14 protein-coding genes are annotated in these 20,572 nt (G+C 65.9%); 10 read left to right on the forward strand and 4 right to left on the reverse strand.

Annotated features, from left to right (window positions below; all coding sequences use genetic code 11):
* The first annotated feature begins 53 nt into the window (after positions 1 to 53).
* Entirely contained in the window at positions 54 to 1,265 is a 1,212-nt protein-coding gene (locus U9J41_RS13705; protein ID WP_322402752.1) for a urate hydroxylase PuuD, read from the forward strand.
* A 59-nt stretch (positions 1,266 to 1,324) separates the two neighbouring features.
* On the opposite strand, the gene U9J41_RS13710 is transcribed toward U9J41_RS13705, so the two are convergent.
* The 3 genes from U9J41_RS13710 to U9J41_RS13720 all read right to left on the reverse strand — a co-directional run bounded on the left by U9J41_RS13710 (position 1,325) and on the right by U9J41_RS13720 (position 4,324).
* Positions 1,325 to 3,685, reverse strand: a complete 2,361-nt coding sequence (locus tag U9J41_RS13710) for a S9 family peptidase (protein ID WP_322402753.1) — start codon at positions 3,683 to 3,685, stop codon at positions 1,325 to 1,327.
* Positions 3,686 to 3,874: 189 nt separating this feature from the next.
* Positions 3,875 to 4,045, reverse strand: coding sequence for a hypothetical protein (locus U9J41_RS13715; RefSeq protein WP_322402754.1), 171 nt, complete (start codon positions 4,043 to 4,045; stop codon positions 3,875 to 3,877).
* Positions 4,046 to 4,066: 21 nt separating this feature from the next.
* Complete coding sequence (locus U9J41_RS13720) at positions 4,067 to 4,324, reverse strand: hypothetical protein (protein ID WP_322402755.1); 258 nt, start codon at positions 4,322 to 4,324, stop codon at positions 4,067 to 4,069.
* A gap of 196 nt (positions 4,325 to 4,520) precedes the next feature.
* Here U9J41_RS13720 and U9J41_RS13725 point away from each other — a divergent pair, with 196 nt between their 5' ends.
* Positions 4,521 to 5,162 carry an ANTAR domain-containing response regulator gene (locus U9J41_RS13725; protein ID WP_322402756.1) on the forward strand — a complete coding sequence of 214 codons (642 nt, stop codon included), beginning with the start codon at positions 4,521 to 4,523 and terminating at the stop codon, positions 5,160 to 5,162.
* Positions 5,163 to 5,508: 346 nt separating this feature from the next.
* On the opposite strand, the gene U9J41_RS13730 is transcribed toward U9J41_RS13725, so the two are convergent.
* Positions 5,509 to 5,787 carry a hypothetical protein gene (locus tag U9J41_RS13730; RefSeq protein ID WP_322402769.1) on the reverse strand — a complete coding sequence of 93 codons (279 nt, stop codon included), beginning with the start codon at positions 5,785 to 5,787 and terminating at the stop codon, positions 5,509 to 5,511.
* Between U9J41_RS13730 and U9J41_RS13735 the strand changes: the two genes are divergently transcribed.
* From U9J41_RS13735 to U9J41_RS13770, 8 genes are all read left to right on the forward strand, one after another.
* Complete coding sequence (locus U9J41_RS13735) at positions 5,762 to 7,057, forward strand: MFS transporter (RefSeq protein WP_322402757.1); 1,296 nt, start codon at positions 5,762 to 5,764, stop codon at positions 7,055 to 7,057. The genes U9J41_RS13730 and U9J41_RS13735 overlap by 26 nt on opposite strands.
* Positions 7,058 to 7,086: 29 nt before the next feature.
* Positions 7,087 to 9,624, forward strand: a complete 2,538-nt coding sequence (gene nirB, locus U9J41_RS13740) for a nitrite reductase large subunit NirB (RefSeq protein WP_322402758.1) — start codon at positions 7,087 to 7,089, stop codon at positions 9,622 to 9,624.
* Positions 9,625 to 9,673: 49 nt separating this feature from the next.
* The gene (nirD, locus tag U9J41_RS13745) at positions 9,674 to 10,021 is read left to right on the forward strand and encodes a nitrite reductase small subunit NirD (RefSeq protein WP_322402759.1); all 348 of its coding nucleotides are present in this window, start codon (positions 9,674 to 9,676) and stop codon (positions 10,019 to 10,021) included.
* A 1-nt stretch (position 10,022) separates the two neighbouring features.
* Positions 10,023 to 11,273, forward strand: coding sequence for an NAD(P)/FAD-dependent oxidoreductase (locus U9J41_RS13750; protein ID WP_322402760.1), 1,251 nt, complete (start codon positions 10,023 to 10,025; stop codon positions 11,271 to 11,273).
* Positions 11,274 to 11,285: 12 nt separating this feature from the next.
* Positions 11,286 to 13,988, forward strand: a complete 2,703-nt coding sequence (locus U9J41_RS13755) for a molybdopterin-dependent oxidoreductase (protein WP_322402761.1) — start codon at positions 11,286 to 11,288, stop codon at positions 13,986 to 13,988.
* A gap of 289 nt (positions 13,989 to 14,277) precedes the next feature.
* Entirely contained in the window at positions 14,278 to 17,004 is a 2,727-nt protein-coding gene (locus U9J41_RS13760) for a type VI secretion system Vgr family protein (protein WP_322402762.1), read from the forward strand.
* A gap of 26 nt (positions 17,005 to 17,030) precedes the next feature.
* Complete coding sequence (locus U9J41_RS13765) at positions 17,031 to 19,181, forward strand: T6SS effector phospholipase Tle3 domain-containing protein (RefSeq protein ID WP_322402763.1); 2,151 nt, start codon at positions 17,031 to 17,033, stop codon at positions 19,179 to 19,181.
* A 17-nt stretch (positions 19,182 to 19,198) separates the two neighbouring features.
* Positions 19,199 to 20,572 (forward strand): virulence factor (locus tag U9J41_RS13770; protein WP_322402764.1); only part of this gene is annotated, 1,374 nt, incomplete at its 3' end.

Here is a 20,572-nt window from a genome sequence, read left to right on the forward strand (position 1 = left end):
TAAAATAAATCAAAGGCAGTGTCGCCTGCCGGTCACGCTCTGAAGGAGTCGTCATGGAAGCCGTTGGATACCTGGTCCCGTATGTCCTCGAATGGATGAACATGCTGGTGCGCTGGCTGCACGTCATCACCGGCATCGCCTGGATCGGCGCCTCGTTCTACTTCGTCTGGCTGGACAATTCGCTGCGGCCGCCGGCGCCCGGCTCCGACCTCGCGCGCAAGGGCGTGGCCGGCGAGTTGTGGGCCGTGCACGGCGGCGGCTTCTACAACCCGCAGAAATACCTCGTCGCGCCGGCCGAATTGCCGGCCGAGCTGCACTGGTTCAAATGGGAAGCGTATGCGACGTGGCTGTCGGGCTTTGCGCTGCTCCTCGTCGTCTACTGGTTCAATGCGCCGGCCATGATGGTCGACCGCAGCGTGGCCGACCTGTCGAGCTGGCAGGCCATCGGCCTCGGCGCGGGGAGCCTCGTCGCCGGCTGGGTCGTGTACGACCTGTTGTGCCGCTCACCGCTCGGGCGCCACGATCTCGCGTTCGGCGCCGTGATGTTCGCGCTGCTGGTGTGCGCTGCCTGGGTGCTCACGCATTTCCTCAGCGGCCGCGCGGCCTATATCCATGTGGGTGCGATGATCGGCACGATCATGGTCGCGAACGTGGCGATGGTGATCATTCCGGGCCAGCGCAGGATGGTCGAGGCAATGCGTTCTGGCCTGACGCCGGACCCCGTCCACGGCATCCGCGGCAAGCAGCGCAGCGTCCACAATAATTACTTCACCTTGCCGGTGCTGTTCATCATGATCAGCAACCACTTCGCGATGACCTATCGCCACCCGCACGCGTGGGCCGTGCTGGCCGCGATCATGGCGGCGGGCGTGTTCATCCGCCACTTCTTCAACCTGCGCCACAAGGGGCGCGTGGCATGGATCTATCCGGCCATCGGCGCGGCGCTGTTGCTGGGGCTCGCGGTCGTGCTGGCGCCGCCGCGGCCGGCCGCGGCCCCGCGCGCGGTCGATTTTGCGCAGGTCGAGGCGATCGTCCACCAGCGCTGCGTGTCATGCCACGCGGCGCATCCGACGCAGCCCGGTTTCGCGAGCGCGCCGGCCGGTGTGATGCTGGACGATGCCGAAGGCATTGCCCGGAACGCGCCGCGCATCTACCAGCAGGCCGTCCAGCTGAAGGCGATGCCGCTCGCGAACATGACCAATATGACGGATGCCGAGCGCGCGCAGATCGGCGCGTGGTTCGAAGCAGGAGCAAGAACGCCGTAGGGTGGGCTCCCCGAGCCCACGCGAACGCAGGCACGACGCGAACGCCGGCACGACGCCGTCTATTTCAGCGTTCTTTCGAACAGCTGATAGATGCGCCGGTACTCGTCATACCAGCTTTCCGGCTGCACGAACGAATGCCGCTCCAGCGGATACGGCGCCAGTTCCCAGTGGTCCTTCTTCAATTCGATCAGGCGCTCAGTCAGGCGCACGGAGTCCTGGAAGAACACGTTGTCGTCGACCATCCCGTGCGCGATCAGCAGGTGCCCCTTGAGGTTCTGCGCATACTCGATCGGCGACGACGTCTTATAGGCCTCCGGGTCGACGTCCGGCGTATTCAGGATGTTGGCCGTGTACTCGTGGTTGTACGTGCTCCAGTCGGACACGGGGCGCAGCGCGGCGCCGGCCTTGAACACGTCGGGCGCGCGGAACATGCCCATCAGGGTCATGAAGCCGCCGTAGCTGCCGCCGTAGATGCCCACGCGGGCCGCGTCGCCCTGTTCGTTGGCGACCATCCAGTTCACGCCGTCCAGGTAGTCGTCGAGCTCCGGGTGTCCCATCTGGCGGTAGATCGCCGTGCGCCATTTGACGCCATAGCCCTTCGACGCGCGGTAGTCCATGTCGAGGACGACGTAGCCGTTCTGCACGAGCAGGTTGTGGAACATCTGTTCACGGAAGTACGGCGTGTAGCGCTGGGTGACGTTCTGCAGGTAGCCGGCGCCGTGCACGAACATCACGACCGGGTATTTTTTGCCCGGCTCGAACTGCGCGGGGCGGTACAGCTTGGCCCAGATGGGTGCCGCGCCGTGGGTCGACGGGATCGTCACGAACTGCGGCTGGATCCACTCGTGCGCCCTGAATTCCGGCGTGCGGGTGTCGGTCAGCCTGACGGCCTCGCCGCCGTGCGCGGGCACGGTCGCGATCTGCGCCGGCAGGTACGGGCCGGAATAGTGGACGAGCAGCTTGTTCTGGTCCGGCGACAGGCGGAAATCCTGCACGCCGGCCAGGTTGCTCACCTCGTGCGTGGCGCCATCCGCGGCGTTCACGGCGCAGACGTCGTACGTGCCCGGCGTCTTGCGGTTGCACAGCAGCCAGGCGGTGCGGCCGTCGGCCGACCAGGCCACGTCCGACGCTTCCCATGGTCCTTGCGTGAGCGCGCGCGTGCGGCCGGCCGCGTCGCGCACGTACAGGTGCGAATAGCCCGTTTCCTCCGACAGGTACCACAGCGTCGTGTTGTCCGGCAGCCAGCCGAATTCATTGTTGTCGTAGTTGACCCAGGCCTCGTCCGTCAGGCGGTGCACGGGCTTCAGCGTCGCATGCGGCAGGTCGACGGTGGCGATCCAGCGGTCCTTGTTGTCGACCGCGCGGAACATGACGGCCGCGTTGGCGCCGTCCAGGCTCCACGTGATCGCCTCGCCGTCGAAGCCGATCATCACGGGGCGGTTGCCCTTCAGCGGGTCGAGCTTGTGCGCCGCGCGCAACTGCGCCAGCGGGTCGACCGCGATGCCGGGCAGGACGTCGAACGCCAGGTCCTTCACCTCGTGCGTCGCCAGATTCACGAGCTTCAGGCCGTGGCCGTGCGGCGTGTTGCGGCCGACGCGCGTGCGCTCTTCCGAGAATTCCTCGTAGCCGCTTTCCGTCACGTAGCGGGGCATCTTGCCGGCGCGGCCCTTGTCGGCGGTCTTCGGGCCCGTCACGACGAGCAGCCAGCGGCCGTCCGGCGACAGCGCGCTGTTCACGATCGCGATCTTGTCGCCCAAATAGATCGGGGCCGGGGCGCGGGTCGGATCGGCGCGGCGCAGTGCCTCGGCCCGGGCGTGGGTGGCGTCGCGCTCGTCCTTCTGGCGTTTCAATATCGTCGACAGGCGCAGCTGCATGTCGCGCAGGGCGTCGGGCTCCGTCGCGTTCGGGTCCTTGGCGGCGCGCGGTAACGCGATGGGACCGAGCACGCGCTCGTTGCGATCCCAGCCGAACCAGTCGTCGCCGATGCGGAACTGCACGCCGCGCTCGTCGGCCGAATATTGCACGGCCTGGACCGGCACGCCGTTGCTGCGCGTGATCTGCACGAGGGCGCCGTTCTTGATGTCGCGTTCGAACAGGTCGCCGTTGCGCACGACGATGGCCCGGGTCCGCGCGCGGTTGTACAGCATTTCCGGGCTGTCCAGCCTGGCCTGTTCGGCATCCGCCACCTGCGCCGCATGGCCCGCCCGGGCCGCGTTCACGCGCCACGTGTCGCGCAGCGGCGAGCCGGTGCGCTTCTGTTTATAGAGGATCTGCTTGCCGTCCCAGTTCCACCACGCCGCTTCCACGGGGGTGCCGATCCAGTCGGGGTTGGCCATGGCCTGGTCGAGGGTTACGGGCGTCGAGGCGGCGGCGGGCAGCGCCAGCAGCGCGGCGAGAACGGCGAAAGTGGGAAGTCGCATCATCAGTCGGGTGGATAAATGAAGAACAAGAATGCTTTTCTTGGTGAGAAATTGCAAAAAAGCATTCTAGCTCAGCCGACAACGATGCTGTGCGGATTCGCCAGCGGGAGTGGCGCGCGTGCGTAAGTACAAAAAACAACGCCCGGCCAATGCCGGGCGTGTGGAGACGTCTTTGCAACCGGGATTGCTTTACGCGGCCGCTTTCGGTTGCGCGTATTCGGCCATCCACAGTTCGGTCGGCGCTTCGGCCAGCCACAGTTCGGTCGGCGCGGTGACGGTCGGGTTACGCACGAACATCACGATGCGGGTAACGATGGCGGCGGCCGAGATGCCGACGGTGAGGTATTCGACTGGGGTCATGATCTTTATCCTTGGCTTTGCTTAGTTGTTCGGGATGTCGCGGACGGCTTCCGGGGCCAGCGCGGCTGCGCAGAACGGGCCCAGGATGATGATGCCGGCGTGGCGTTGCATCCTGCTGCGGGCGAGCGCGCCGCTGGCCGGCTGTGCGACGTCGGGCACGATCCAGCCGCCGTGCGCGGTGTACAGTTCGATCGCAAGGTCGCGGAGCTTGCCGAAGGTGTCGGCGATATGGTGGCGCAGACCCTTGTCCTGCGCCTTGGTGATCGTTGCGGTAGTCATTGTCATCTCCGGTGAAAATCTGTCGTGTTGCGATGCAGTATAGGGACAACCCAGTCATAAATGAACTTTAGATTTATGATGCAGCCCATCTGTTTTGTGAATATTTTCCGCAAGACAACTAAAGCGGATGCGCAGTCATATCATGCGGCTGCTGAATATCTGAGTGTCTGGCCCGGAACTTGCATACCCCATGGGCATGAAACCGCCTCTTAAGGTCCAGCGCACCCTGCGCATCGTCGTCGTCAACACCGTGCCGGATCACGCCACGGACGAGGCCGCGCTCGCCGCCCAGGCACGGCGCAACACGGCGCTGCGCATCGGGTTGCTGGAATCCGGCTACGACATCGTCGCCTCGCTGCCGGCCGACGTCTTCCTGCCCGAGCGGATCGCGCAGATCCAGCCGGACATGATCATCATCGACAGCGAATCGGACGCGCGCGACGTCCTCGAGCACATCGTGATCGCCACGCGCGACGAGCCGCGGCCCATCGTCCTGTTCACGGACGACCAGACGCCGTCCAGCATGGACGCGGCGATCGACGCCGGGGTCAGCGCGTACATCGTGGCCGGCCTGCAGGCCGAGCGCGTGAAACCCGTGCTGGACGTGGCCCTGAAGCGCTTCACGCGCGAGCAGAAGCTGATGGGCGAGTTGTCCGATACGCGCCGCCAGCTGGCCGACCGCAAGCTGATCGAACGGGCCAAGGGCGTGCTCATGGCGCGCAACAAGCTGACGGAAGACGAGGCCTACCAGCGGTTGCGCACGATGGCGATGAACAAGAAGCTCAGGCTGGCCGACGTGGCCCAGCGCATCCTGGACGTCGAGGATCTGCTCGGCTAAGACCAAGGAAACGCCTGGCACACGCATTCGTGGCCGGGTCGGACCGTCCGGAACAGGGCCGTGATCGGCGGCGCCTTCATGCACCGGCGGCCAGCCCGCGCGCATGGCCGTGCTCATGAATTTGTCGCGCAACGGCCGGTCCGGCTGGCCGGCATGCCCGCGCACGCGGGCACCCAATGACGTTGCGTAGACGCGGAGCAAGTTAGGGCCCCGCCTTCGCGGGGTGACGCTCCACGGGTTGCGGCCACCCGCCTGCCGGGAATGACCGGATCGCACCCGATACCAGTCACAACGTCGTTTCCACCTTCACGAGACGCCCCTGGCCGAGATGCTTCATTTGCGTGCGTTATTTGCGTGCATGGTGCACTGCAATGAAGCGAATCGGCGCCGATGCCACGTTCTGGGCCGGGAAAACCATCTGGCACGGGTCTTGCAAATACGGAGGTAACGGGATCAACGGCGATCCCCGGGTAATACAGCGCCGGCCCAACGACGGGTCGGCAAACAGGACAACGGCGTCCGCTGCACCGCAAACGCGATCTTCACTCTCGCCCGCGGTACGCAGCGGGCGCCTTTTCGTTTTCAAGAAGGGAATAAAAATGGCCGGCAAAGCAAACAGCATCAAGCTATTCTCCTTTGATACGCCCCAGATGCGCGCGTTCCACCTGACCTGGGTGGCCTTCTTCGTCTGCTTCTATGCCTGGTTCGCCTGCGCACCGCTGATGCCGGTGATCAAGGGCGAGTTCCACCTGTCGGTCAGCCAGATCGCCGACATCAACATCGCAGCCGTCGCCATTACCATCCTCATGCGCCTGATCGTCGGCCCGCTGTGCGACCGCTTCGGCCCCCGCAAGACCTATACCGGCCTGCTGGCGCTGGGCGCGATCCCGGTGCTGGGCGTCGCGATGGCCCAGAGCTACGAAAGCTTCCTGCTGTTCCGCCTCGGCATCGGCGCCGTCGGCGCCAGCTTCGTGATCACGCAGTACCACACCTCCGTCATGTTCGGCCCGAAGGTCGTCGGTACCGCCAACGCGGCCTCGGCCGGCTGGGGCAACAGCGGCGCCGGCGTCGCGCAGGCCACGATGCCGCTGCTGCTGGGCGCCGTGGTCATGCTGGGCGTGACCGAAACGATGGGCTGGCGCGTCGCGCTGCTGGCGCCGGGCGTGCTGATGCTGATCATTTCCGTCGTCTACTACAAATTCACGCAGGACTGCCCGGAAGGCAACTTCGCCGAGCTGCGCGCGGCGGGCGTGCCGTTCGAAAGCGGCGGCAAGGGCGGCTGGGCGAGCTTCTTCGAAGCCTGCCGCAACTACCGCGCCTGGCTGCTGTTCATCACCTACGGCGCCTGCTTCGGCATCGAACTGTTCATCCACAACGTGGCCGCGACCTATTACGTCGACCACTTCGGTCTGTCCCTGAAAGGGGCCGGCATGGCCGCCGGCAGCTTCGGCCTGCTGGCCCTGTTCGCCCGCGCCCTCGGCGGCTGGATCTCGGACAAGGTCGCCGCCCGCGGTGACCTGAATTCCCGCGTGAACCTGCTGTTCATCCTGATGATCGGCGAGGGCCTGGGCCTGCTGTGGTTCTCGCAGACCACCAACGTGACCATGGCCATCGTCGCCATGCTCGCCTTCGGCCTGTGCACCCACATGGCGTGCGGTTCGACCTATGCGCTGGTCCCGTTCGTGAGCCGCAAGGCGCTGGGCGGCGTGGCCGGCATCGTCGGCGCGGGCGGCAACGTCGGCGCCGTGCTGGCCGGCTTCCTGATGAAGGCGACCGGCGACGTGCGCCAGAGCCTGATGATCCTGGGCGGTGCCGTCCTCGTCGCGGCGCTGTGCGCCATCGGCGTGCGCTTCACGCTCACCGTCCCCGAAACGCCGGCGCCCGCCGCCGCCTGAACAAGTTATCGCTGTATAGGAGTCGCAACATGAAACTGATCGTCATCGGCCACGGCATGGTCGGCCACAAATTCCTCGAAACCCTGTTCGCGGACGCCGCCCAATCGGCAAGCTTCCACGTCACCGTGCTGTGCGAGGAACCGCGTCCCGCCTACGACCGCGTGCACCTGTCCGCATTCTTCTCGGGCACGACGGCCGAGCAACTGTCGCTCGTCGCGCCGGGCTTCTTCGAGAATCACGCCGCCAACGTCGACCTGAAGCTGAACGCCAAGGCCGTCGCCGTCGACCGCGCCGCGAAGACCGTCACCTTGGCCGACGGTGAAGTGCTGGCTTACGACAAGCTGGTGTTCGCGACGGGGTCGTACCCGTTCGTGCCGCCCGTCCCGGGCAAGGAGCGCGACGACATCTTCGTCTACCGCACCATCGAAGACCTGGAAAAGATGACGGAATGCGGCGCCCGTTCGAAAACCGGCGTCGTCGTCGGCGGCGGCCTGCTGGGTCTCGAATGCGCCAAGGCCCTGCGCGACATGCACCTCGACACCCACGTCGTCGAATTCGCGCCGCGCCTGATGGCCGTGCAGGTCGACGACCTGGGCGGCCGCGTCCTGCGCAACAAGATCGCGGCGCTGGGCGTTTCGGTCCACACGCAAAAGAACACGCTGCAGATCGTCGACGGCGAGTCCGCCACGCACCGCATGGAATTCGCCGACGGCAGCCACCTGGAAGCCGACATGATCGTGTTCTCGGCCGGCATCCGCCCACGCGACGAGCTGGCCAAGGCCTGCGGCCTGGCGCTCGGCCCGCGCGGCGGCGTCGCCATCGACGACGCCTGCCTCGCCTCCGACCCGCACGTCTACGCGATCGGCGAGTGCGCCGCGTGGGGTGGCCAGACGTTCGGCCTCGTCGCACCGGGCTATGAAATGGCGCGCATCGTCGCGCGTGCGCTGCTCGGCCAGGAAGCCGCCTTCGCCGGCGCCGACATGAGCACGAAACTGAAGCTGATGGGCGTGGACGTCGCGTCGATCGGCGACGCCCACGGCAACACGCCGGGCGCGCGCAGCTTCCAGTTCACGGACGAGCGCAAGCAAGTCTACAAAAAGATCGTTGTCTCCGACGACGGCAAGCGCCTGCTGGGCGCCGTGCTGATCGGCGATGCCGCCGAATACGGCAGCCTGCTGCAGATGATGCTCAACGATATGGAGTTGCCGGAAGCGCCGGAATTCCTGATCCTGCCGCAGGCCGAAGGCGGCGCCCGTCCGGCGCTGGGCGTCGACGCGCTGCCGGCGGCCGCGCAGGTCTGCTCCTGCAATGCCGTCAGCAAGGGCGCCATCTGCGACGCGGTGGCCGGGGGCGCCTGCGACATCGGCGCGATCAAGTCGTGCACCAACGCGGGCACGTCGTGCGGCGGCTGCGTGCCGCTCGTCACCCAGATCATGAAGGCCGAGATGGCGAAGGCCGGCATGGCCGTCACCAACCACGTGTGCGAACACTTCCCGTACTCGCGCCAGGAACTGCACCACCTGATCCGCGTGGGCGGCATCAAGAGCTTCGCCGACCTGCTGCACAAGCATGGCAAGGGCCTGGGCTGCGACATCTGCAAGCCGGTCGCCGCCAACATCCTCGCATCGACGTGGAACGACTTCGTGCTGAAGCCGGAACACGCGAGCCTGCAGGACTCGAACGACTACTTCCTCGGCAACATCCAGAAGGACGGCACCTATTCCGTCGTGCCGCGCATGCCGGGCGGCGAAGTGACGCCGGACGGCCTGATCGCCGTCGCCCAGGTCGCGAAGAAATACAACCTGTACACCAAGATCACGGGCGGCCAGCGCGTCGACCTGTTCGGCGCCCGCGTGGACCAGCTGCCGGCGATCTGGGAAGAACTGATCGCGGCCGGCTTCGAATCCGGCCACGCCTACGGCAAGTCGCTGCGCACGGTGAAATCGTGCGTCGGCTCGACGTGGTGCCGCTACGGCGTGGGCGATTCGGTCGGCTTCGCCATCGCGCTGGAAAACCGCTACAAGGGCCTGCGCGCGCCGCACAAGATCAAGTTCGGCGTCTCCGGCTGCACCCGCGAATGCGCCGAGGCGCAGGGCAAGGACGTGGGCCTGATCGCGACGGACAAGGGCTGGAACCTGTACGTGTGCGGCAACGGCGGCATGAAACCGCGCCACGCCGAGCTGATCGCGTCGAACCTGGACGAAGACACCGTCGTGAAGCTCGTCGACCGCTTCCTGATGTTCTACGTGCGCACGGCCGACCGCCTGCAGCGCACGAGCACGTGGCGCGAGAACCTCGAAGGTGGCCTGGACTACCTGAAGCAGGTCGTCGTCGACGACAAGCTGGGCATCGCGGCCGAACTGGAAGCGGACATGCAGCGCGTGGTCGACACGTACGCCGACGAGTGGAAGAACGCCGTCGAGGATCCGGCCGTGCGCCAGCGCTTCCGCAGCTTCGTCAACAGCGAGAACCCGGACGACAACGTCGTGTTCATGCCTGAGCGCGGCCAGATCCGCCCGGCCACGCCGGACGAACGCCGCCGCGTCATCCCGATCGCCGCCGCCTGAGTCATTGAGTCACCCACCGCGTTTATTTGACTGGAACAAGGAGAACACCATGCATCGCGATATCCAACTGAATCAGTGGAACGCCATCTGCGCGCTCGACCAGATCGTCCCCGACACCGGCGTGGCCGCACTGCTCGGCGGCCGCCAGGTGGCCGTGTTCCGCGTGGGCGGCGCGTCCCCGCGCGTGTTCGCCATCGATAACTACGATCCGAATTCGGAAGCGTCCGTGCTGTCGCGCGGCCTGGTCGGCAGCATCGGCGAACGCATCGTCGTCGCTTCGCCGATCTACAAGCAGCACTTCGACCTGCAGACCGGCGAATGCCTGGAAGCGCCGCATCACTCGGTGGCCAGCTATCCGGTGCGTGTCGAAGACGGCAAGGTCTGGGTAGGGGCCTGAGATGAACGCTCCGCATGCGCATGACAAACATCCGCGGCTGGTCGTCATCGGCAACGGCATGGCGGGCATGCGCACGGTCGAAGAGCTGCTGAAGCTCGCGCCCGGCATGTACCGCATCACCGTGTTCGGCGCCGAGCCGCACGGGAATTACAACCGCATCCTGTTGTCGCCCGTGCTCGCGGGCGAGAAGACGCTCGACGACATCATGCTCAACACGCGCGAGTGGTACGACGCCAACGGCATCGTGCTCCACGCGGGCGATCCGGTCGTGCGCATCGACCGCAAGAAGCGCGTCGTGTACGCCGCTTCCGGCCTCGCCGTGCCGTACGACCGCCTGTTGATCGCCACCGGCTCGAAGCCGTTCATCGTGCCGGTGCCGGGCCACCAGCTGCCGGGCGTGATCGGGTTCCGCGACCTGAGCGACGTCGACACGATGCTTTCCGCCGCGCGCGCGGGCGGGAAGGCCGTCGTCATCGGCGGCGGCCTGCTCGGCCTCGAGGCGGCCAACGGCCTGCTGCGCCAGGGGATGGAAGTCGCGGTCGTGCACGTGACGGGCAGCCTGATGAACCAGCAGCTCGATCCGCCCGCCGCCGAACTGCTGCGCGCGAGCCTGGAACTGCGCGGCCTGCGCATCCTCCTGAACCGCCAGACCGCCGCCATCGAGGGGGAAGACCGCGTGCGTGCGGTGCGCTTCGACGATGGCGAGACGGTCGACGCGGACCTCGTCGTGATGGCCGCCGGCGTGCGTCCGAACGTCGAGCTGGCGAAGGATGCGGGCCTGCACTGCGAGCGCGCCATCGTCGTCGACGACACCTTGCAGACCTACGACCCGCGCGTGTACGCCGTCGGCGAATGCGTGCAGCACCGCCGCGCCACGTTCGGCCTCGTCGCGCCGATCTGGGACCAGGCGCGCGTCGCCGCCGCCCACCTCGCGGGCGCGGGCCATCGCCGTTACGTGCAGCAGGCCACCGCGACGAAGCTGAAGGTCACGGGCGTGGACCTGTATTCGGCCGGCGACATCGTCGGCGGCGACGGCAGCGAAGACCTCGTGCTGCGCGACCGCCGCGGCGGCATCTATAAACGCCTCGTCGTCGCGGGCAACCGCCTGACGGGCGCCGTGCTGTACGGGGACGTCGCGGACGGCCCGTGGTATTTCGACCTGATTCAAAAGCGGACGGACATCTCGTCCATCCGCGACCAGTTGCTGTTCGGCCGCGCGCACCACGACGACGTCGCTGCGCAGGCGGCCTGACAAGGAGTTTTCATGAAGTTGTCTTCGATTCCCACCACTGTCCGTACGACCTGCCCCTATTGCGGCGTCGGCTGCGGCGTCAATGCCCAGGTCGGGCAGGACGGCGCGATCGCGATCGCGGGCGACGCCGCGCACCCGGCCAGCCAGGGCCGTTTGTGCGTGAAGGGTTCCGCGCTGGGCGAAACGCTGGGCAACCGCGGGCGGTTGCTGGCGCCGATGGTGCGCGAGGAAGGCGCACTGCGCGAAGCTTCCTGGGACGAAGCGCTGGACAAGGTCGCGCAAGGATTCGCGCGCGTCATCGCGGAGCACGGCCCGGACGCCGTCGCGCTGTACGTCTCCGGCCAGCTGCTGACCGAGGATTACTACGTCGCCAACAAGTTCATGAAGGGCTATGTCGGCAGCGCGAACATCGACACCAATTCGCGCCTGTGCATGTCGTCGGCCGTGGCCGGCCACAAGCGCGCGTTCGGCGAGGACGTCGTGCCGGGCTGCTACGAGGATTTCGAACTGGCCGACCTGGTCGTGCTGGTCGGCTCGAACGCCGCGTGGTGCCACCCGACGCTGTACCAGCGCATCGCGCGCGCCAAGCAGGAGCGCCCGGAACTGAAGGTCGTCGTCATCGACCCGCGCCGCACGGCCACGTGCGACATCGCCGACCTCCACCTGCCCGTCAAGCCGGGCACGGACGTGTGGCTGTTCGACGGCCTGTTCGGCCACCTCGCCGTGCATGCGGCCGACGAGGGTTTCGTCGCCGGCCACACGACGGGCCTGGCGGACGCGCTGGACGCCGCCGCCAAGGCCGGCACGTTGGCCGACGTGGCCAAGGCCTGCCGCGTCGATCCGCGCGACCTGGAACGCTTCTACGACATGTTCGCGAATACGGAGAAGGTCGTCACGGCGTTCACGATGGGCGTGAACCAGTCGACGAGCGGTGCCGACAAGGTCAATGCGATCATCAACTGCCACCTGATCACGGGCCGCATCGGCCGTCCCGGCATGGGACCGTTCTCGCTGACGGGCCAGCCGAATGCGATGGGCGGGCGCGAAGTGGGCGGCCTCGCGAACATGCTGGCCGCGCACATGGACCTGGACGATGCCGCGCAGCGCGCCGCGCTGCAGGACTTCTGGGGCTCGCCGCACGTAGCAAGCAAGCCGGGCCTGAAAGCCGTCGACCTGTTCCGCACCATCGAGGAGGGCAAGGTGAAAGCCGTGTGGATCATGGCGACGAACCCGCTCGTGAGCCTGCCGGATGCCGACCAGGCCCGCCGCGCGCTCGAGAAATGCGAGCTGGTGGTGGCTAGCGACATCGTCCTCGGCACCGACACGAACGACGCGGCCCACGTGCTGCTACCGGCCCTCGGCTGGGGCGAGAAGGATGGCACGGTCACCAATTCCGAGCGCTGCATCTCGCGCCAGCGCGCCTTCCTGTCCGCGCCGGGCAGTGCCCGCGCCGACTGGGACATCGTGTGCGACGTCGCGCGCCGCATGGGTTTCGGCGGTTTCGACTTCACGTCGCCGCACCAGATCTTCGACGAGCATGCACATTTGTCGGCCTGGAAGAACGGGATCGACGGCCAGCGCCGCCGCATGTTCGACATCGGAGGACTGACCGGCATGACGCGCGCCGACTACGACGCGCTCGATCCGGTGCAGTGGCCGGTGCGCACGCCGCAGGAACGGACGGCGCGCCTGTTCGGTGACGGCCGCTTCGCGCATGGCGACGGCCGCGCGCGTTTCGTGCCGACGGCGCCGCGCGCGCCCGCGAACCTGCCCGGCGGCGAGTATCCGCTCGTGCTGAACACGGGCCGCGTGCGCGACCAGTGGCACACGATGACGCGCACGGGCCGCTCGCAGAAACTGGCCGAGCACATCCCGGAACCGTTCATCGACATGCACCCGCAGGATGCGCTGCTGTGCGGCGTGAAGGCGGGCGAGCTCGCCCGCGTGACGAGCGACTGGGGCGCCGTCGTGGCGCGCGTGCAGCACGGCGGCGGCATCGCGCGCGGCAGCGTGTTCATGCCGATCCACTGGAGCGGCCAGACGGCGTCCGACGCGCGCGTGGGCACCGTCGTCAACCCGGCCGTCGATCCGGTGTCGGGCGAGCCGGAATTCAAGCACACGCCGGTGCGCATCGAACCGTTCGGCGTCACGTGGTACGGCTTCATCCTGTCGCGCACGGAACTGCCGCTGCGCGAGGCCGTCAACTGGACGCGCATCCAGGGCAAGGATTTCGTCCGCTACGAACTGGCCGGCCGCAAGCCGTTCGCCGACGCGGCCGCGTGGGCGCGGCGCCTGCTGGACGTGCACGACGAGGACGCCGACTGGATCGAAGTCGAGGACAAGAACGGCGGCATGGTCCGCGCCGCGCACCTCGTCGACGGCCGCATCGAGGCCTGCCTGTTCGTGGCGCAGCGCGCCGACCTGCCGGCGCGCGCCTGGCTCGCCAGCATGTTCGACAAGGAGCGCCTGGCGCCGGCCGACCGTATCGGCCTGCTGTCCGGCCGCGCCCGCGAGAAGGGCTTCGACGCCGGACCGACCGTGTGCTCGTGCTTCGGCGTGGGCCGCAAGACGATCGAGATCGCGATCCGCCAGAACAACCTGTGCGACGCGGCCGCCGTCACGGCGTGCACGAAGGCGGGGGGCAACTGCGGGTCGTGCATTCCGGAGATCCGTTCGCTGCTGGCCGAGGCGCAGGCGCAGGCTGCCGAAGCCTGAGGACGACGTTTCAGGTAGCGGCCCCGCGAGCAGCCTGACGGTCAGCAGACCGAAACGCGGTTCCGGCGCATTGAATCGTTCTGGAATTCACATTTTCTCACCGCTACCTGGCGCTGCTTGCGACATTTTCCATCGCGAGAAAGATAAATTTCATATGAAAAACAATGCGTTCCCGATCGAACGCATTCCTCATAACCGCACTAAAAAGTGAAGCTAATGAAATAATCTGTGAGAAAAACGTTACAGATTTTCATTATGATTGCCAGGTTCCGGTCCCCCAGCTCCTGCCATGTCCTTCATCAGCGCTTCGTTCAACCTGACCGATGCCAACCGCCCCATCCGCCTGCGCATGTCCACCCCGCGTGGCGTACGCGACGACCAGTTGCTCGTCAAGCACGTCAGCGGCGTCGAGAGCCTGTGCGGCGGCATCGAGTACTCGCTGCTGTGCGTCGCCACGCAAGCCGGCCTTGAACTCAAGCAGTTCATCGCGAGCCCGGTGGAACTGCAGTTCGTCACCGACAGCGGCGGCCTGCGCGCCGTGTGCGGCATCGTCGCCGCGGCGGCCGAGGGACAGGGCGACGGCGGGCTGGCCACCTACCAGCTGGTCGTGCGCGATGCCTTTGCCCTGCTCGACAAGTCCAGCAACACGCGCGTATTCCGCAACGCCAGTGAAGCCGACATCACCGACATCGTGCTCAAGGAGTTTCGCCAGGCGAATCCCGTGGCGGCGCGCGCGTTCGCCTACGATCTCGGCAGCTTGAAGTCGTATCCGCAACGCGAATTCACGATGCAATACAACGAGTCGACGGGCGCGTTCCTGCGTCGCCTGTGGAAGCGGCGCGGCATTTCCTGGTTCATCCAGCCCGGGGCCGCGAGTGAACGGGGCAGCGATGACACGCCGTTGCATACCCTGGTGCTGTTCGACGACGCCATGGCGCTCAAACGGAACGCCGGCGGCGCGGTGCGCTTCCATCGCGACGATGCGACCGAAGCGCGCGACGTCATCACGGCCTGGCACGCCGTGCGCACGCTGACGCCGGGGAAGATCGGCCGCCAGAGCTGGGACTACGCGAGTTCCGGTCCGACGACCACGCAGGAAAGCGGGATGCACGACCAGGGCGACCTTGGCAACCGCTTCGCCGCGAGCCTGGACGACTACCTCGTCGACGCGCCCCACGTCGGCGACAACGACGCCGACTACCGCAGCCTCGGCGTGGCGCGCATCCAGCGCCACGAGTACGAAGCGAAGTCGTTCCAGGGCGAAGGCAGCGAGCGCAATATGTGCGTCGGCCAATGGAACACCATCGTCGGCCACCCGGAACTGGACGACCATCCCGAGGCCGAGCGCGACTTCGTCGTCACCGAACTGCGCGTGGAAGCCGAGAACAACCTGCCCAAGATGCTCGACGACCAGGCGCGGCGCCTGTTCTCGCTGAACCGCTGGCGCGACGACAGCGCGGCGCTGGCGCAGGCCAGTCTCGAGCGCGGGGTGCGCTACACCAACCGGTTCAGCTGCGTGCGGCGCGGCGTGCCGATCGTGCCGGCATACGACCCGCGCGTGGACTTGCCGCGCACGGCGCTGCAATACGTGACCGTGGTCGGTCCGGTCAATGAAGAGATCCACTGCGACTCGCTCGGCCGCGTCAAGGTGCGCTTTCCCGGCTGCCGCGAGGACGACCACGCGCACGCACAGGGCGCGGGCGCGTCCGGCAGCGACCGCGACTCGGCCTGGGTCCAGGTGGCGAATCCGTGGGCCGGCGACCAGTACGGCACGATCTCGCTGCCGCGCGTCGGCCACCAGGTGCTGTGCGCCTTCGTCGGCGGCGATCCAGACAAGCCCCTGATCATCGGCCGCGCGCACGGCGGCAGGACGCCGCCGCCATCGTTCAGCCGCACGAGCCGCCTGCCGGGCGACCGCTACCTGTCGGGCATCGTCAGCCGCGAAGGCAAGTCGCAGCGCTACAACCAGCTGCGCCTGGACGACACGCCGGGCGAAATCAGCGCCCAGCTGGAAAGCGTCCATGGCCGCAGCCAGCTGAACCTCGGCTACCTGACGCACCCGCGCCAGGACGGCCACGCCGACCCGCGCGGGCAAGGCTTCGAACTGCGCACGGACGACAGCGGCGCGATCCGCACGGCCAAGTCGCTGCTGATCTCGGCCTGGAAACGGCTGGACGCCGCCGGCACGCAACTCGGCAGCAGCGAGCACCTGGCCCTGATGCAGGATTGCCTGGACCTGTTCAAGACGCTGGGCGACTACGCCGCGCAGCACCAGGGCCTGCCGGTCGACCCGGCGCCGCAGGATGCGCTCAAGGCCGACCTCGAGGCGGGGCCGGGCGCGCGCAGCGCCGACCTGGCGGGCGCCGCCAAGCCGACCGTGAGCCTGACCGGTCCGGCCGGCATCGCATTCAGCACGCCGCAGACCATCGTCAGCTACGCCGGCGTCAACCTGGACACGGTCGCGCAACAGCACATGCAGCTCGCCAGCGGCAAGCGCTTCAACGTCAACGCCGGCAAGGGCATCTCGCTGTTCGCGCACAGCGACGGCATCACGCAGGTGGCGCACAACGGCGACTTCACGATGCAGAGCCAGCACGACGACATGAAGCTCGTCTCCGCCAAGGACGTCAAGATCACCGCCGCCAAGCGCGTGATCGCCATGGCGCAGGACGAAATGACCTTCATGGTCAGCGGCGGCGCCTATTTGAAGCTGAAAGGCGGCGACATCGAGATCGGCGGTCCGGGCAACCTCACCGTCAAGACCGCGGCACACCACTGGAACGGGCCGGCCAGCGCTAAGACCGATATGCCGTCGTTCGATGCGGGGACATTCGAGCGCACGCCGCGGCTGGTCCGCGCGACCGACGGCAAGCCGGTCGAGGGCATGCAGGTGCACATCGAGCGCGACGGCGCCGCGCCGGTCACCGGGCAGACCAATGCGGCCGGCGAGGGTCCGACGATCAAGGGCGACCGGCTGGAGCAGCTCAAGGTGACGTTCAAAAAACTGTTGACGTAAGCGGGAGCAGGATGGAAGGCATGACAATGGACGACCCGACCGTGATCACGGTGGGCGACGGCGGCGGCAGCACGCTGCTGAACAAAAGCTACCTGGACGTGGTGATGCAGTTGCCGCTGCCGGGCATCGTGATCTTCGTGCATGGGGTGAATTCGGATGGCGAGTGGTTCCAGGCGGCCGAGGAGGGCTTGTGCAAGGGCCTGAACACGCGCATGGCGCGCAACGACTGCCAGATTCAGCATTGCACCATCGAAGGCGGCAAGCTGACGCCGGTGAGTTATTTACCGGATCTGACGGCGGATGGGTACCTGAATCCGAAGAAGACATCGAAAAAATTTATCGACGGCGACGGCCATTTCTCGCCGGTGATTCACTTCCGCTGGGGCTACAAGGCCGACGGTGCGGACATGCAGACCTACGGCGACGGGCTCTACCTGAACGAAAAGGATTACTGGGGCGGCGGCCCGTTCGCCAACGGCTGCACGTCGATCCCCGACCTGTGGGAAGGCGGCTTGAGTGATCAGTTATTCCTGTGGTTGCACGCGCAGCACCTGAACCCGACCAATGACCGGATGGTGTATGCCTGTCCGCATCGAGCATATTACGTCGTGGCGGCACTGCGCCTGGCGAAGTTGATCGGAGAAATCCGCAAGCAGCAGGCCGACGTGCCGGTGACCATCGTGTGCCACAGCCAGGGAAACATGGTGTCGATTGCGGCCGCATTTCTCGGGGACCGGTTGGACCCCGTAACCGACGGTGCGGGGAAAACGGGCAACTGCGTGGCCAATACCTATGTGCTGTGCAATCCGCCGTATAGCCTGTTGAAAGACAATAAAACGGAAAGCTGGACGCAGCTGACGACGGGTAGTTGGAAAACCGGCCATGGCCGCCAGACCTACGAAGCGCGGATCGGGACATTGAAGAATTTTTTCGAGATTATCAAGCAGCAGGCTAAGGGCCAGCCTGCGGAAGTCATCGACAAGCTCTGCGCCAATGAACCGCACGGATTTACGGCGGAGAAGGACAAAGTGAAGTGCGGCTACGGTCCCGGCAAGGCCAACTATGGCCGGGTCTCTCTGTATTTCAGTCCGCATGATCAGGTCATATCGTCGACGACCATCCAGGGGATTGGCTGGCGTGGCATGAGCGCTAGCGAAATCGATGCCGCGAAAGGACATGACGTATTCTGCCAGCGCGTGTTTGCCCAAGGGTTTTGCGTCGGCGCGAACACGCCGCACTACGATTTCTGGAACGACCATCACGTGAAGGACAATGATGGCAATAATTTGAAGCCCGGAAGCAATCAGTTCTGGTACCCGGAATCGCTACGCGTCCAATATTCGGTCGCGAAGGGAAAGGACGCCAACCGCAATGGGATCGCCACGATCATGACGGTGGCGACGGCCCCGATTTTTCACCTGATCTTCAAAATCATCGACGTGCGCATCAACGCGCTGCCGGACAAGGGCTGGAGGACGCCGTTGAAGGCGCCACCGCTGGGTGAAAAAGGATTTCAGCCACAATCGTATCGCTTCGGGCAATACTCCGACCGTTTTGACGAGGGCCTTGACGCGCCCGGATTCAGCCGCAACGCGCAGCGCCAGCGAGATGCGGACGATCCTTACGGCGGCAACCGGGAGCTGCCGAAAGACCCGCGTGACGCCGGGGATGCGCCAACCACCGACGCGGCAAGGGGCAATGAGGCGACCGAGGCGAGTCTGATGTATGAGCATCACGCGTTTCTGCGGATGCGCGCAAGGCGTGATGGGAAATATGGCAAGAAGGATGCGGTCACCGAGGAAGATGACGTGACGACTGCCAGCGATGACTACAAAGCCTGGCGTGCCGAGAAGATCAAGAAATTGTTGGTCGAAAACGTCGGGACGCCGGCGACTGATCACTCGTCCATCCTGACGAATCCGGATCATTCGGAGAAGGCGCTGGCTTATGACATTCCGGTTGGGGTGTGTCACATTGCCAAGGAAGACCTTGGGCGCCTTCGTATGATGGCGGACTGGCGGTTTCTTGATGGCTTAGAAGAGGGAAATCCCATCGTGGCGTTCGAGAGGTACTTCAAATCCGGCATGATGGGGGGCAAAGAGGTCGCGGAATGGAGCACGTGCGAAAGCGATGCGGTGCTGCCAATAAAAGTTCGCAACAAGCGGTCGGTATTTTAATTATGAGGAAACACGACATGCGGATTTTCGCAGGTTTCACATTGCGTCAGTTTGCCTATAGCATACTGGCGTTTATCATCGCCGTAGCGATTTCAATATGGATGACCGCACGCTCCGGTACGGACGCGGCGCAATCTCTCACTGACGGGCAGCTGCTGACCCGCCTCGTGGCTATTCCGACGGCGTTTGCCACGCTCACGTTCGGCGTCATGCTGGGCATCGCGGCTCGCCCGGTTCACGCGGAGGCGGAAGCGGCCGCGAAGCCGGCCCCGGCGCCGGCGCGGCCATATATGGCCCAAGTCGTCGGTTTGCAGTGGTTGAATCCACTGGAGCGCATGGACTACCCGACTGAATGGCAGCTCCTGTGGACGCTCGGTCTGGTCAAGCCCAATCCAGACGACGACATGGTGAGGACCGAGCCGCAGACGTTCACCAAGCTCCAGGCCATCGCGGCGATTGCAAATCCAGCAGGTGGTAGAGATAGCTTCGACGCTTTCCATAAAAAATATGTTGATAAATTAATGTACCTGTACAGAGACATTTACTTCATGGATTCCAACTATTTCTATAACGCTCATAACGTTGAAGACAAGTCGACCTGGCGCGAGCTGGCCGGGATTCACGTTGAATACGCCCTCCCGGCGGGCAAACTCGATCCAGTGAGCGCCGCGAATAGAACGCGGGATGTGATCATTGAAGCTTTCGACATCGGCCTTCCCGGCGCACCGGGCTCCTGGACCCGCAGCACCCCACCCGACGTTCGCGTGACCCCAGGCGGCGCCAACGCCGGATTCACTTCGTTATCGGCCGCACTCGACTACCTGCAGGCACACCCGAAGGAAACCGTCTGGGTCATGAACTGGGACGCGCCGAGCTATCCGCCGAAGGACGAGCAAATCAACGAAAACATGGTCCTCCTGATCCTGGCCGGCCCGGAATTCAAGACGGAGCGCGCCCCGCTGGCCTGGCTCGGCTATCCTGCCAGCGCGAAGATCGCCGACTTCGACAGTGGCAAGGACAAGCCGCCGCGCGTCATCCAGGCATGGAAGGCCGCCGTCGAAAAGGCGGCGCACAACGCGGGCAAGCAGACGACCGATGTCGGCTACGTCATCCACGATGCCAATAACGCCGCCAGCAACAACGCCGCCACCGCATCCGACCGCATCGCCGCGCTGGCGCGCACCGTGACCGAGGAGATGCCGGAACTGGATTTCATGAAGCAGGCGTTCAACACGCCGGCGTTGCTGGGCGAGATGGGCGCGGGTACTGCGCTGACGAACGTCGCACTGGGCATCGCGTACGCCAACCACCTCGGCAAGAATGTGCTGGTGGCCGGTACGACGGACGAGGCGCAGCCGGTGGCCACGCTCGTGGTGCCGCCTGCGGTGGTG

Source organism: Massilia luteola (genome assembly GCF_034420155.1).
Lineage (GTDB): Bacteria > Pseudomonadota > Gammaproteobacteria > Burkholderiales > Burkholderiaceae_D > Telluria > Telluria luteola.

Excerpts from the sequence above, each read along its gene's own strand:
- U9J41_RS13705 (WP_322402752.1), top strand. The coding sequence starts at position 54 with ATGGAAGCCGTTGGATACCTGGTCCCGTATGTCCTCGAATGGATGAAC.
- U9J41_RS13710 (WP_322402753.1), bottom strand. The coding sequence starts at position 3,685 with ATGCGACTTCCCACTTTCGCCGTTCTCGCCGCGCTGCTGGCGCTGCCC.
- U9J41_RS13715 (WP_322402754.1), bottom strand. The coding sequence starts at position 4,045 with ATGACCCCAGTCGAATACCTCACCGTCGGCATCTCGGCCGCCGCCATC.
- U9J41_RS13720 (WP_322402755.1), bottom strand. The coding sequence starts at position 4,324 with ATGACTACCGCAACGATCACCAAGGCGCAGGACAAGGGTCTGCGCCAC.
- U9J41_RS13725 (WP_322402756.1), top strand. The coding sequence starts at position 4,521 with ATGAAACCGCCTCTTAAGGTCCAGCGCACCCTGCGCATCGTCGTCGTC.
- U9J41_RS13735 (WP_322402757.1), top strand. The coding sequence starts at position 5,762 with ATGGCCGGCAAAGCAAACAGCATCAAGCTATTCTCCTTTGATACGCCC.
- nirB (WP_322402758.1), top strand. The coding sequence starts at position 7,087 with ATGAAACTGATCGTCATCGGCCACGGCATGGTCGGCCACAAATTCCTC.
- nirD (WP_322402759.1), top strand. The coding sequence starts at position 9,674 with ATGCATCGCGATATCCAACTGAATCAGTGGAACGCCATCTGCGCGCTC.
- U9J41_RS13750 (WP_322402760.1), top strand. The coding sequence starts at position 10,023 with ATGAACGCTCCGCATGCGCATGACAAACATCCGCGGCTGGTCGTCATC.
- U9J41_RS13755 (WP_322402761.1), top strand. The coding sequence starts at position 11,286 with ATGAAGTTGTCTTCGATTCCCACCACTGTCCGTACGACCTGCCCCTAT.
- U9J41_RS13760 (WP_322402762.1), top strand. The coding sequence starts at position 14,278 with ATGTCCTTCATCAGCGCTTCGTTCAACCTGACCGATGCCAACCGCCCC.
- U9J41_RS13765 (WP_322402763.1), top strand. The coding sequence starts at position 17,031 with ATGGACGACCCGACCGTGATCACGGTGGGCGACGGCGGCGGCAGCACG.